Origin of the sequence: Streptomyces chengmaiensis (genome assembly GCF_029846775.1) — a bacterium.
Taxonomy (GTDB): Bacteria; Actinomycetota; Actinomycetes; order Streptomycetales; family Streptomycetaceae; genus Streptomyces; species Streptomyces chengmaiensis.
This window is the reverse complement of record NZ_JARWBG010000010.1, coordinates 134,673-147,258: the sequence shown is the minus strand read 5'-3', so window position 1 is coordinate 147,258 and position 12,586 is coordinate 134,673. Positions and strand designations below refer to the sequence as shown.

At 72.4% G+C, this 12,586-nt stretch carries 12 protein-coding genes and 1 pseudogene; 9 read left to right on the top strand and 4 right to left on the bottom strand.

What is annotated here, in order from left to right; all coding sequences use genetic code 11:
• Window positions 1-97 precede the first annotated feature (97 nt).
• Window positions 98-493 (top strand): annotated as a pseudogene (locus QCN29_RS11695) (HAD-IA family hydrolase); the annotation flags it as partial.
• Window positions 494-566: 73 nt separating this feature from the next.
• Here the strand turns inward: QCN29_RS11695 and QCN29_RS11690 are convergent.
• Window positions 567-1,301 carry an ABC transporter permease gene (locus QCN29_RS11690; RefSeq protein ID WP_279927792.1) on the bottom strand — a complete coding sequence of 245 codons (735 nt, stop codon included), beginning with the start codon at window positions 1,299-1,301 and terminating at the stop codon, window positions 567-569.
• Window positions 1,302-1,523: 222 nt separating this feature from the next.
• Here QCN29_RS11690 and QCN29_RS11685 point away from each other — a divergent pair, with 222 nt between their 5' ends.
• The 5 genes from QCN29_RS11685 to QCN29_RS11665 all read left to right on the top strand — a co-directional run bounded on the left by QCN29_RS11685 (window position 1,524) and on the right by QCN29_RS11665 (window position 8,405).
• Window positions 1,524-2,177, top strand: coding sequence for an HNH endonuclease family protein (locus QCN29_RS11685; RefSeq protein WP_279927791.1), 654 nt, complete (start codon window positions 1,524-1,526; stop codon window positions 2,175-2,177).
• Between the two features lie 145 nt (window positions 2,178-2,322).
• Complete coding sequence (locus QCN29_RS11680) at window positions 2,323-4,278, top strand: alkaline phosphatase D family protein (protein WP_279927790.1); 1,956 nt, start codon at window positions 2,323-2,325, stop codon at window positions 4,276-4,278.
• 366 nt (window positions 4,279-4,644) lie between these two features.
• Window positions 4,645-6,687 carry an FAD/NAD(P)-binding protein gene (locus tag QCN29_RS11675; protein WP_279927814.1) on the top strand — a complete coding sequence of 681 codons (2,043 nt, stop codon included), beginning with the start codon at window positions 4,645-4,647 and terminating at the stop codon, window positions 6,685-6,687.
• Between the two features lie 58 nt (window positions 6,688-6,745).
• Complete coding sequence (locus QCN29_RS11670) at window positions 6,746-7,222, top strand: DoxX family protein (RefSeq protein ID WP_279927789.1); 477 nt, start codon at window positions 6,746-6,748, stop codon at window positions 7,220-7,222.
• Between the two features lie 409 nt (window positions 7,223-7,631).
• Window positions 7,632-8,405 (top strand): DedA family protein, encoded by a 774-nt coding sequence (locus QCN29_RS11665; RefSeq protein ID WP_279927788.1) that lies wholly within the window; start codon window positions 7,632-7,634, stop codon window positions 8,403-8,405.
• On the opposite strand, the gene QCN29_RS11660 is transcribed toward QCN29_RS11665, so the two are convergent.
• Entirely contained in the window at window positions 8,363-8,635 is a 273-nt protein-coding gene (locus QCN29_RS11660; protein ID WP_279927786.1) for a DUF2277 domain-containing protein, read from the bottom strand. The genes QCN29_RS11665 and QCN29_RS11660 overlap by 43 nt on opposite strands.
• 428 nt (window positions 8,636-9,063) lie before the next feature.
• Between QCN29_RS11660 and QCN29_RS11655 the strand changes: the two genes are divergently transcribed.
• The 3 genes from QCN29_RS11655 to cutA all read left to right on the top strand — a co-directional run bounded on the left by QCN29_RS11655 (window position 9,064) and on the right by cutA (window position 10,631).
• Window positions 9,064-9,576, top strand: a complete 513-nt coding sequence (locus tag QCN29_RS11655; protein WP_279927785.1) for a DinB family protein — start codon at window positions 9,064-9,066, stop codon at window positions 9,574-9,576.
• A gap of 188 nt (window positions 9,577-9,764) precedes the next feature.
• Entirely contained in the window at window positions 9,765-10,112 is a 348-nt protein-coding gene (locus tag QCN29_RS11650; RefSeq protein WP_279927783.1) for a hypothetical protein, read from the top strand.
• A 144-nt stretch (window positions 10,113-10,256) separates the two neighbouring features.
• On the top strand, window positions 10,257-10,631 hold the full coding sequence (gene cutA / locus QCN29_RS11645; RefSeq protein ID WP_398859177.1) for a divalent-cation tolerance protein CutA: 375 nt from the start codon (window positions 10,257-10,259) through the stop codon (window positions 10,629-10,631).
• 303 nt (window positions 10,632-10,934) lie between these two features.
• Here cutA and QCN29_RS11640 read toward each other — a convergent pair whose 3' ends face one another.
• Window positions 10,935-11,786: a helix-turn-helix domain-containing protein gene (locus tag QCN29_RS11640; RefSeq protein ID WP_279927782.1), complete on the bottom strand. Its 852-nt coding sequence runs from the start codon at window positions 11,784-11,786 to the stop codon at window positions 10,935-10,937.
• Window positions 11,787-11,795: 9 nt separating this feature from the next.
• Window positions 11,796-12,545: a DUF6879 family protein gene (locus QCN29_RS11635; protein WP_279927781.1), complete on the bottom strand. Its 750-nt coding sequence runs from the start codon at window positions 12,543-12,545 to the stop codon at window positions 11,796-11,798.
• Window positions 12,546-12,586 lie beyond the last annotated feature (41 nt).

The following is a 12,586-nucleotide window of genomic DNA, read 5'->3' as shown; positions in this document are numbered from 1 at the left end:
ACGGGGCGGAGTTGACAAGATTCAGGCCACTTGACGCCACTCGGAGGCAGAACCACCCGCGCGGGTGAACGAGAAGCGGGCTGGCATCTCGACGCCCCTCGCGCCCGTTCCCGGCGCCCCGGCCTTCACGGCCGCCCTCACCGGGCCCCCGCACGCGCTGGTCACCTCCGCGGGCGAGGCCCTCGCCCAGGCGAGGATGGCAGCGGCGGGACTCCCGACGCCCCGGGTTCGGGTCACCGCGGAGCGCGTCGGGGCGGGCAAGCCCGACCAGGGGTTCCTCAAGGGTGCGGCGGAGCTCGGTTTTAACCCGGCGGAGTGTGTTGCCTTCGAGGACTCCGAAGTCGGCATCGCGGCGGCCCGCGCTGCGGGCGCACGGGTGGTGGGCGTCGGCCCGCGCGCCGCTGCACACGCCCCGGACGCGCATGTCCCGGACCTCACCCGCATCCGGGTGACGGTCCGGACGGACGGGGCCTTCGAGCTGCGGCTGATCTGACACGCGGTCGACACGGGCGGCCCGAGCCGCGAGGGCACGGGCCCCGTACGCCGGGTCCGGTACGCCGCCCCGCTCAGCCCCGGTGGATGCGCCCCCGCGCCGCCAGCTCCAGCACAACCGCCACGGCCACCGTCTGCACCGCCGCCAGCGCCACCAGCACGAACAACTGCACCGCCCCCGCGTGCAGGGGCGACGCACCGCCGAGCAGCATCCCGACGAACGCGCCCGGCAGGGTGACGAGACCCACGGTCCTCGTCTGGTCGAGCCCGGGCAGCAGCGCGTCGGACGCGGCCGTGCGCGCCACCTCCAGCCGGGCGTCGCGGTCCAGGAGCCCGAGGGCCAGTCCCGCCTCCACCTCGCCCCGCCGGGACTCCAGCTCGTCCAGCGCACGCCGCCCGCCGAGGGCCGTCGCCGTGAGCGCGCCGCCGATGAGGATGCCGGCCACCGGGATCAGCGCGATGCCCTTGAGCGGCACCAGTCCGGTCAGCAGCAGCGCGGCGACCACGGGCACGACGCCCGCGGCGATCGGCAGCGCGGCCCAGCGCCAGGTGCGGTTGGAGGTGATGCGGCGGCCTGCGGTGCGTACGGCGACGGCGTACATCAGCGCCAGGAAGGCCAGCAGCAGCGGGACGGAGCGGATCACCCACCCGATCACCAGGGACACGGCGGTGAGCTGGACGGCGGCGCGCACACCCGCGACGGCGATCTCCCTGGACCGCCCCAGACGGGCCGCGGCGGCGACCGTCGCGGCGGCGGCGAGAAGGACGGCCAGTACGGCCCCGAGGGTCGGATTGACCGGAAGCAGCACGCGCCAACCCTATGCCCGGAACCGCCCGGCGTCCCGTCAACCACGGCTGCGGGGACGCCATATGGCCAGGGGTCGAATTTCGCCGGAAGTCTTGATCTGACGTGTCCATGTCGCCACTCTGTTACCTGGCGCACTCCCCCAGGAAACCTGGCGCCGACACGATGACCGGGCCCCGCGAGGGGCGAGTACCGGCCAACTTTCCCCCACTTCACTGGAGTTCGCATGTCAGGTGTCTACGCGCGTCATGCCGGCCGTGCCGGTGTGCTCGCCGCTTCCGTCGCCCTTGCCGCAGCCGCCGGCCTGGTCACCGCACCCGCGGCCCAGGCCGCCCCGCCCGCCCCGGTCAGCGCCTCGACCGCGCGCTCGTACCTCAACTGGCTGACGGTCGAGGCGGAAGGTTCCTCCAGCGGCTACAGCCGCGACAAGTTCCCGCACTGGATCACCCAGTACGGCTACTGCAACACCCGCGAGGTCGTCCTCGACCGCGACGGCACAGGCGTCGAGCAGGCCTACAACTGCTCGGCGGTCAGCGGCAGCTGGTACTCGCCGTACGACGGCGCGACCTGGTACGCCGCGTCCGATGTGGACATCGACCACGTCATACCGCTCGCCGAGGCCTGGCGCTCGGGCGCCAGTTCCTGGAGCACCTCCGCGCGGCGCGCCTTCGCCAACGACCTGTCCAACCCGCAGCTGATCGCGGTCACCGACAACGTCAACCAGTCCAAGGGCGACAAGGACCCGGCGGAGTGGATGCCGCCGCGCAGCTCGTACCACTGCTACTACGCCCGCATGTGGGTGGATGTGAAGTACGAGTGGGACCTGTCCGTCGACCCGGCGGAGAAGAACGCGCTGCAGTCGGTGCTGAACGGCTGCTGACGCCGAGCGCGGCCGTTGACGCCGAGCGCGGGCGCCGAGCCCTGCGCGGCGCGACACCGTGAGCGGCCGTTGAGCCGGAACGCACACACGCCTCTCCGTCGTTCCGTACCGTACAGACGTCACGGGACGGCGGAGGAGGACGCACATGGCCGGGCTGCGGCTGGGACCACTGCTGCGGTACGTGGACTGGGAGTCCGGCGACCGCGCGACCGTCTGGGTCGAGGCAGACCGCCCGTGCCGCGCCGAGGTGCGCTGCATCGGCGGGGCGGGCGGCGGCTTCGCGCGTACGTTCCAGATCGAGGGCCACCACTATGCGCTGGTCCCGGTCACCGGGCTGACCCCCGGCGCCGCGACCGCGTACGAAGTGCTGCTGGACGGCCGCCGCGTGTGGCCCCTCGACGGCTCCCCGTTCCCGCCGAGCGTCATCCGGACCCCGGCCGTCCCCTCCGACGAGGTGACGGTCGTCTTCGGCTCCTGCCGCTGGGCCGCCCCTCCCGCCGGTGAACACGACCCGATCGGCCCTGACGCCCTGGACGCGCTCGCCGCCGAACTGGCCTCCGGCGCGCTCCCGGAGCGGTGCCGCCCCGATGTGCTGGTGCTGCTCGGCGACCAGGTGTACGCCGACCGGACGAGCGGACAGGTCCGGAGCTGGCTGGCCGCACGCCGCGACCTGCGCAAGCCGCCGGGCGCCGAGGTCGCGGACTACGAGGAGTACACCAGGCTCTACTGGGAGTCGTGGACCGACCCCGAGGTGCGCTGGCTGCTGTCCACGGTCCCCAGCTGCATGATCTTCGACGACCACGATCTGATCGACGACTGGAACACCAGCGCCTCCTGGCTCGCCGAGATGCGCGCGGAGCCGTGGTGGCAGGAGCGGGTGCTCAGCGGTCTGATGTCGTACTGGGTCCATCAGCACCTGGGGAACCTCTCCCCGGCCGAGCTGGAGGCCGACGAACTGTACGCGGCGGTGCGAGCCGCCCCGGACGGCACCGACGTGCTGCGCCGCTTCGCGTCCAAGGCGGACGCCGATCCGACGTCCGTCCGCTGGAGCTACCGGCGCGACTTCGGCCGCACCCGGCTGCTGATGGCCGATACGCGCGCCGCCCGCGTCCTCGAGGAGCCGTCGCGTTCGATGCTCGCGCCGAGCGAGGCGCGGTGGCTGCGCGAGCAGGCGCTGGACGGCCACGAGGAGGGCGCGTACGACCATCTCCTCATCGGGGCCTCGCTGCCCTGGCTGCTGCCGCCGCTGGTCCATGACGCGGAGAGCTGGAACGCGGCGCTGTGCGCGGGCGCCCGGGGCCGGCGCTGGGCGCGGTTCTCCGAAGCGCTGCGAAGACGGTCGGATCTGGAGCACTGGGCCGCGTTCCCCGCCTCCTTCACGGAGTTGACGGCGCTGATCGCCGAGGCGGGCGGCGAACCGGACAGCGGTGCGCAGGCCCCGGCGACGGTGTGCGTCCTCTCGGGCGATGTGCACCATGCGTATGTGGCGGAGCCGGTGTACGCGGCGGAGCCGACGGCCCCGGCGCTCCCGGCTCAGTCGGCGCACCTGGCCGACCCGGCGTTCCCGGCGCACCTGGCCGGCTCGGCGCTCCCGGCGCAGTCGGCGCACCCGGCCGACCCGGCACACCCGGCCGACCCGGCACACCCGGCCGACCCGGCACACCTGGCTGACCCGGCGCACCCGGCGGGCCGCCCCGGTCCGCGGGCGCAGGTGTTCCAGCTGACGTGCTCGCCGGTGCACAACGCCATCCACGCCATACTGCGGCTCGGCTTCCGCTTCGGCTGGAGCCGGGCGGGCCGGCGGCTGGGCCGGGCGCTTGCCCGACACGGCAGGGCCGGACGGCCGCCGGTCGACTGGCGGCGCACGGGCGGACCGTGGTTCGGCAACCAGCTGATGACGCTGGCGCTGCGCGGGCGCGCCGCCTCGCTCCGGCTGGACCAGGCGCGGTTCGCCGTCGTCGCGCCAGGCGGCGGAACCGGCGGCGGGGCGGGCGGCGGCGCGAGAAGGAACGAATCCGGCCATGGCGCGGGCGCGCGGCTGGCGACGGCGGAGGAACGCGAGTTGACTGCGCACCGCGATCCGTCGCTCAGCGGAGGGTGAGACCCTGACACCAGGTTCACACGATCCACCAGAGTTCCACACGGGCTCCGTCAGGGGTTCTGCCCAGGGGTTCGACTTCGGGGGCCGCAACGGCATGATGAGGCGGACGATCCGGTTCCACTCGCCACAGCCCCGGGAGTCACGGTCTTGTTCGACGACGCGCACGACGTACGTCCCGCACAGCCCGCAGTACCGCACCAGCGCACAGCCGCTCCGCGCCGCACGTCCGGTCCGGCCGGCGACTCCCCACCGAGCGGCCCTGCGGCAGGGGTGTACAGGCCCGCCGCATCGACCTCCACATGGGCGCACGGGGCCCCCGAGCCCGCGGCGGAGGCGGGCGGCGGCGTCGCGATCGCGATCGTCGGGGTGGGCCCCCGCGGCGCCTCCGTACTCGAACGGCTCTGCGCCTCCGTCCCGGAACTCGCGCCAGGAGTCCCCCTGACGGTCCATCTGGTCGACCCCGCGCCGCCGGGACCCGGCCGGGTCTGGCGCACCGACCAGTCGGCCGAGCTGCTGATGAACACGGTCGCTTCCCAGGTGACCCTGTTCACGGACCGGAGCGTGGCCTGCGAGGGCCCGGTGCGCCCCGGTCCCAGTCTGTACGAGTGGGCCGGGGAGCAGCACCCGGACGAGCGGATCGGTCCGGACGACTATCCGACGCGCGCCTGCTACGGCCGCTATCTGGAGTGGGCGCTCCTGCGGACGGTCGGCCTGGCGCCGGACACGGTGACGGTGCGGGTCCACCGGGCCAGGGCCGTACGGCTGGAGGACGACCGCACGGTCGATCCGTACGGTCCCGAGGCCCCGCCCCAGACCCTCGCCCTCGACAACGGCGCCGTCCTGACCGGTCTGCGCGCGGTGGTCCTGGCGCAGGGCCATCTCCCGGTCGTCTCCCGTCAGTCGGAGGCGCATCTCGCCGACTACGCCGCGCGCCACCGCCGGCTGCGCTATTTCGGCCCGGCGAACCCCGCCGATCTCGACCTGTCGGGCATCGCCCCGGGCGAACCGGTTCTGCTGCGCGGTCTCGGCCTCAGCTTCTTCGACCATATGGCGCTGCTGACGACGGGCCGCGGCGGCTCGTACGAGGAGCGGGACGGCGCGCTCGTCTACCGTCCCTCGGGGCGCGAGCCGAAGCTGTACGCGGGATCCCGGCGCGGCGTCCCGTACCAGGCACGCGGGGACAACGCCAAGGGCCCTTCAGGACGGCATGAGCCGGTCGTGCTGACACCTCGGGTGATCGCGGCCTTCCGCGCGCAGGCGGACGCGGGCGATCCGCCGGACTTCCTCGAGGAGATATGGCCTCTGGTGGCGAAGGAGGTGGAGACAGTCCACTACGAGGCGCTGCTCGCCCGTTCCGCCGACCCGGCGGGCCGCGCCTTCCGCGAGGGCCGCCGGGAGTGTTTCCGGGAGGGCCCCAAGGACAGCCCCAGGGACAGCCTCAGGAAGCGCTTTCGGGAGCGCTTTGCGGCCGCGCCGCACGGGAGCGCCGAGGAGGCGGCCGTACTGGAGGAGTTCGGGTTCGCCGAGGCGGACCGCTGGCGCTGGGAGCGGCTGGAGCGCCCGCACGCGGGGGTGACGTTCCACTCCCCCGCCGGGCACCGCGCCTGGCTGCTGGACCGGCTGCGCGCGGACGCCGCGCAGGCCTCGCTCGGCAATGTGGCGGGCCCGCTGAAGGCCGCGCTCGACGTGCTGCGCGACATCCGCAACGAGCTCCGGCTGATCGTCGACCATGGGGGGCTCTCCGGCTCCTCGCACCGTGACCATCTGGACCGCTGGTACACGCCCTTGAACGCCTTTCTGTCCATCGGCCCGCCGCGCCGTCGCGTCGAGGAGATGACGGCGCTGATCGAGGCGGGCGTGCTGGAGGTGGTGGGCCCGCGGATGACGGTCGGGATGTCGAGGGCGGCTCCCGAGGGGGCGTTCACTGCCGAGTCGCCCGATGTGCCCGGATCGTCGGTGACCGCGACGACGCTGATCGAGGCCCGGCTGCCGGAGCCCGATCTGCGCAGGACGTGCGATGAGCTGCTCAGCCGGCTGCTGAAGACCGGTCAGTGCCGGCCGCATGCGATCGACGGCTACGAGACCGGAGGGCTGGACGTCTCGGCGCGCCCGTACCGCCTGGTCGACCGTCAGGGGCGCGTGCACCCGCGGCGCTTCGCCATCGGGGTGCCGACAGAGGGCGTGCACTGGGTGACGGCCGCGGGGGCGCGGCCGGGCGTGGACTCGGTGACGCTGGCGGACGCGGACGCGGTGGCGCGGGCCGCCCTGCGGGCCCTCGGCCGCACGGGCGCCCCGGCCCGGCAGCAAGGGCGGCTCGGCGTACCCGCGCAGGCCCCCGGGCGCGCGGAAGCGGAATCCGAACGGTCTCTCATCGAATTCTCAGATGTTGAACTTGCAAGTATTGATTAGGCCTGCCTAACCTGAGGTTTCTTCGCCGGTTCACGTCCCCAGACCCGAAGGACCCCCCATGCCCAACCGCACCCTGCCCACGCGACTCGACCAAGCCCGGCCGTATGCGCTCGGCGCGTTCCGGATCGTCGTCGGACTGCTGTTCGCCTGCCACGGGGCCGCCTCCCTCTTCGGGATCCTCGGCGGCATGGGCGGCAGCGGCGCGACCGTCCCCGCCGGCGCCTGGCCCGGCTGGTACGCGGCGGTGATCCAGCTCGTCGGCGGCGGGCTGGTGCTGCTCGGGCTGGGCACGCGCAGCGCGGCGTTCATCGCCTCGGGCTCGATGGCGTACGCGTACTTCAGCGTCCATCAGCCGGAGGGCCTGTTCCCCCTGCAGAACGGCGGCGAGGCGTCCGCGCTGTTCTGCTGGGCCCTTCTGCTGCTGGTCTTCACGGGCCCGGGCGCACTGGCGCTGGACCGCGTCCTCACTGCGCGGGGCGCCGCCGGACAGGAGGAGCCGGACAAGCGGAAGCCGGCGTCGCCGGTCGCCGCGTGACCGGCGCACGCACTTCAGACGCCTGAACGTCGGGCGCCTGGACTTCAGGCACCTGAACGTCGGGCGCCTGGACTTCAGGCACCTGAACGTCAGACGCCCGCACTCCCGACGTCGGCGCACCCGAGTCCGCACGCCCGACGCCCGCATGGCATCGGCACGCCCGACGTCCACACGCCGGACGCCCGGACCCCGACGGGGGTCCGGGCGTGAGGCGCCTCGCCACCCCTTCTCCTCGGGAGCGGCACCTCCGCTTCGCCCTCCCCGCCCCCGGCGGAAGTGACGCGCGCCACAACCGCCACCCCCTGCCGATCTCGTGTCAGACCCCCGGCGTACGCTGTGTAGCCGTCATGCCGCCCCTGCCGCTCCCCCGCGACGTCGCGGCGTTCTTTCTGCCTCGGGGAGTCAACAGGTGCTGGAAAGTGTGGGGTCGCTGACCGGCAGCCCGTGGATCTACGCGGTCGTGGCCCTGTCCGTGCTCCTGGATGTCTTTCTGCCCGTCCTGCCCAGCGGCGTGCTCGTGATCACGGCGGCGACGGCCGCGGCGGCGGGTTCGGCCTCCGCGCCGTACGAGATTCCCTCGCTGCTGGTGCTCCTGGTGTGCGCGGCGGCCGCGTCCGTGCTCGGCGATCTGATGGCGTACCGGCTGGCCTGGCGCGGCGGTGACCGGCTGGACCGCGCGATCGCCCGTTCGCGCCGGCTGACCCGTGCGCAGGAACGTCTCGGCACCGCCCTCGGCCGTGGCGGCGGCGCGCTCGTGGTGATAGCGCGCTTCGCGCCCGCGGGGCGTTCTGTGGTCTCCCTGGGCGCGGGCGCGGCGCGCCGCCGGGTGCGGGACTTCCTGCCCTGGTCGGCGCTGGCCGGCGTGGTGTGGGCGGGGTACAGCGTGGGCCTCGGATACTTCGGCGGCCAGTGGCTGGGCGCGAGTTGGGTCGGCGCGGCGGTCTCCGTTCTCGCGCTGTTCGCGGCGGGCGCACTGGCCGCGTATGTCGTACGCCGCCGCCCGGCGCCGTCCCCCGCGACCGCGGTGGCGGCCGGCTACGCACCGGCCGCCGGCTACGCGTCGGACCCCTCGACGGACTCGGCCTCAGCCCCGGCGTCGGGGGCCGCGGCGGCCGCCGTCCCCGCGCAGGCGGCTTCCCGTCAGCCCGCGTCTGCCAGGCGGGCCGCCGAGCCCGTGGCCTGAGCAGGACTCCGCGCGGCTGCGCTCCCTCGCACTTCCAGGCCGTCGAGCAGCCGGGCCGTCGCCTCGGCGACCTCGTCGACGGCCCGGTCGAAGACCTCGCGGTTGTGCGCGGCGGGCGCGCGGAAGCCGGAGACCTTGCGGACGAACTGCAGGGCTGCGGCTCGGACGTCCTCGTCGGTGGCCTCTCCGGGGAGGGCCGGCGGACGGAGTGTCTTGATACTGCGGCACATGCCTCCAGTGTGCCCCGCCGCTCTTCAGGCGGCCGAGCAGGCTGCCGTGCGGTCCGTGCACAGCACCCGGACCACGAAGCTCCCGATGGAGATCCCGACGACGCCCTCCCCGGAGCATGGCGATCACACCTGAGACGAGCATCAGCACACCCGCGAACAGGGTCCCGCCGGACGCCCGGCCGCGTCGGGGCCGTGGACCGGGCCGTGGACCAGGCCGTAGGGCGGGCCGTGGACCGGGTCGTGGGGCGGGCCGTGGACCGGGTCGTGGGGCGGATGCCGAGGTACGCCCTAAGGCGAGGTGCCTGCCATGCCTCCACCCTCCGCCCGCCCCGGACCGCCGACCACCGGTGCTCGCCCGTCCGGGTGAGCATCCGCGACCGCGGAAATGCCGGTGCGGCAGGCCGGAGACACGAGTACCGTCGCAGCCCATGACGGAGCTCCCACCCCGCAGCCGGCCTCCCTTCACGGCGGACGAACGGACCCAGCTGGTCGGCTGGCTGGACATGCAGCGCGCGATCATCCACTTCAAGTGCGAGAACCTCTCCGAGGAGGACGCACACCGTGCCGTCCTGCCCGACTCCCCGCTGATGACGATGGCCGGACTGGTCTCCCATCTGCGCTGGGTCGAACACATGTGGTTCGAGGCCCTCTTCCTCGGCCACCCGCCGCAGGACCCCGGGCTGGAGGACGAGGACGCCGACATGAAGGTCGACGGCATCCCGCTGTCCCAGCTCCTCGACGAGTACCGGCAGCAGTGCGCGACCTCCAACGAGATCGTCGCCCGCCACTCCCTCGACGACGTGGGCCGGCACCCGGACTTCACGTCCTCCGCCGCCAGCCTGCGCTGGATGCTCCTCCACATGATCGAGGAGACGGCACGGCACGCGGGTCACGCGGACGCGATCCGCGAACTCCTGGACGGCGAGAAGAGCTACTACTGAGCGGCTGCTGAGCGCGGTCCGCGACGCCCGCCCCGGCGGCACGCGGCGTGGTGAGCACTTCCGGCAGCCCGCCCCGGCGCCGCCCTGGTGTGCTCCACTCCCCCGACCGGCCTCCCCCGGATGCCACGCCCGGCCGGACCGGGCAGGGTGGCCTCGTCAGGACCTTCCCGCAGAGACGAGGACCGCCCATGTCCGCGACCTCCCACCGGTACCGGCATCGCGCCCTCGCCGCCGGGGCGGCCCTCCTCACCCTCGCCACCGCCGCGGGCTGCTCCGGCCTCGGCCGCAGCGCCGTGGGCACGTTCGCGTTCGAAACGGCCCGCCACCGCCACATCGCGGTCACCAACCCCTCGGTCAAGGGCTGCCACCGCTTCCCCCCGGCGGGAGCGGTCTCCGTGGAGAACACAACCTCCGTGGACGTGAAGCTCTACACCACCCGGGACTGCACCGGCGGTTCGATCTACGTCCCGGCCTCCCTCTCCGACGTCGCCGCCCCGGGCGCGGGCCCCTGGCGCAGCTTCAGCTTCATCCACTGACAGTCGCGGCCACGACCCGGGGCCACTCGCGCCAAGCGCCGCACACCCCATGGGCAGTGATCCGTGGAACGGCCGTGTCCTCAGCTCGGCCAGGGCCTGTTTCTTTGACGGGGGTCCATGGCGGGACGCCACTGTCCGCGGTTGGTGGCGGTTATCGCGATCGCGTCGAAGGCGGGGCTTGCTCCCGGTCTTGGACGTGGACAACGGCAGGTATCCACAGCAACCCCCACCCGAGACCAGGCCATCGAACTCGCCCGCTCTGCAGTTGGCGAGCGCCTGACTGCCGGCACCCAGATCATCGGCCCCGTCACGTCCGTGTTCTGGCACGATGGCGAGTTCGGTACTGGCGAGGAATGTCAACTGCTGCTGAAAACTACCCGGGCCCGCTACCCGGAGCTGGAGGCCCACCTGGTCAGGAACCACCCGTGGCAGAACCCGGAGGTGGCCGCTGTAGCGCTCGCGGCTGCTTCGAAGGGGTGTCTCGACTGGATTGCCGCGAACACCGCCCCTGCGGAGTAGCTCAGTTGTCAGCCATGTCCAAGACCTCCGGGAAAGGGGCACCGCGTTGAACTCGCCGAGCCGCCGTAGAACTGGTGCGAGCCGCTCGATCCGACAAATCGGCCTCGTCGACCCACGCGGTCCAATCCGGCTGCGGGGCGCCGTCGACCTCGGCGGCGGATCGCGAAACCTGGCCTGCCCGACGTTGCCCCTCTGCCTTCGGGCGCGACGCTGAGCCCCCGCCATCCGCGTCTTCTGACTGCTGACGCTACGGCCCCCTGCACCGGCCACGGCCGGAGCAGGGGGCCTTCTGCCGTCTCACGGTCAACGTCGATTTAGCGCCCGACGGACGGCGTTGATCACATTGTGGGCGTCGGTGCCGTAAGCCGCCGATTCCTGGATCGTCTTCCAGGTGCGAAGGTAGAGCGCGATGCTCTCAGCGTCGTCGAGCCACAGCTCTGCGTGCCAATCCTCGGCGATCACAAGCCTGTCGTCCAAGAGCCAGAACCCGTTGGCCGTGGGGATCTTCAGCGACGCGCCGAGGGGCACAATCCCAAGCTCCACCGTATCCATCCCGATCACACCCGTGAGCCGGTCAAGCTGGGCCACGAGGACCGACGGAGGACACACCAGAGCATGGAGGGCTGCTTCCCACACCAAGGCGTGAAACTGCCGACCACCTTGGTATAGCCACTCCTGCCGCTTCATCCTTGCTCGGACTGCGGCTTCGGTGTCGCGCACTGAGCCCTGAAGCTCGGCGTACCGAAGGAAGATGTGTCGCGCGTAGTCTGCTGTCTGGAGCATACCGGGGATGACGGCTTCTTCCCAGGCATGGATGGCCCTGGACCGTCCGACTTCGACGTTCCAACTGTCCTGTGCGGGCCGGTGCCCGGCAGCTAGTTGGCGGCGCCAAGAGCGGATGTGGGACTCAAACCCCCGCAGCCGGGCGTGCAGTTCGTCGACGATTCCGGGCTGGCCGACTCCATCGGCCCAGGCCTGCAGGTCTTCGGTCGTCGCGGTCTGCTGGCCGTTCTCCAGCTTGTAGACCTTGGAGTGCGGCCAGCCGAGCCGCTGGGCGAGCTGCGTGCCGGTGAGACGGCCAGCAGGTGCCGAGAGCCGCAGCTCCCGCAAGCGAAGACCGAGGGCCGCCCGGGCCTGCTGATAGTCCGTGCTCACCGGCGCAGGTCAGCCCTTCCTGTCAAGCCGGGCGGCGAACTGCCCATGAGGGATAGAGGCGTGCACCGCAGCGTCTCGGACCTGACAGTAGCGCAGGACCTTGGCGGGCTCCGTGACGATCTCCACATCGTGGAAGATGTCTTCGTCATTGAAGCGGAGGACGGCGACGAGGCGACTGTCGAAGACCCAGAAGTCCTCTTCAGGCAAGTGCGCGCTGACGGCTTCTTCGCGCCACAAGTTCCGGACGTCCTCGCCCGTGGCCGCGTTGCACCTGGCGTAGGAGAGCAGGAACCGCTGCCCCTCAGTCGGCGGGTTGTCGACCACGCGGACACGACCCACGTACTTGCCGCTGTCCGTCTGGCGGCGGATGTTCGTGCACCACTCGCTGTCGAGGTCTAGCGGGGCTTCGCCGGTTGCGAGGAACTCAGCGTAGCCCGCGTCCTCTCGGTCGGAGGCATAGCCTCGCCGGGTCTCAAGGTGCCAGGCCGAGTGCTTGAAGGTGTGGAAGAGCCGACCGAACTCGTCCGGGCCGATCAGGTCGGGCACTCGTTCCATCTCCTTGGGGCCGTGGTTGACGAGCAGTTTGCGCGGCACTGCGACCGCAGCGTCGCCAGGACCGAAGTGCTGGAGTTGGGCGATGTCGTCTGGGTCCGTGAGGGGCCGCCCCTGGACGATGAACTCGCCGGTATCGAGATCCTCGTGCACAGCAGGACAGCCGCCGTTCTTGCTGTCGGTGCCGTTGAAACGTAGTCGCCGCATCGTCTTCTCCCTCGGGCGTTGAGCCATGTCGCCTTCAGCAT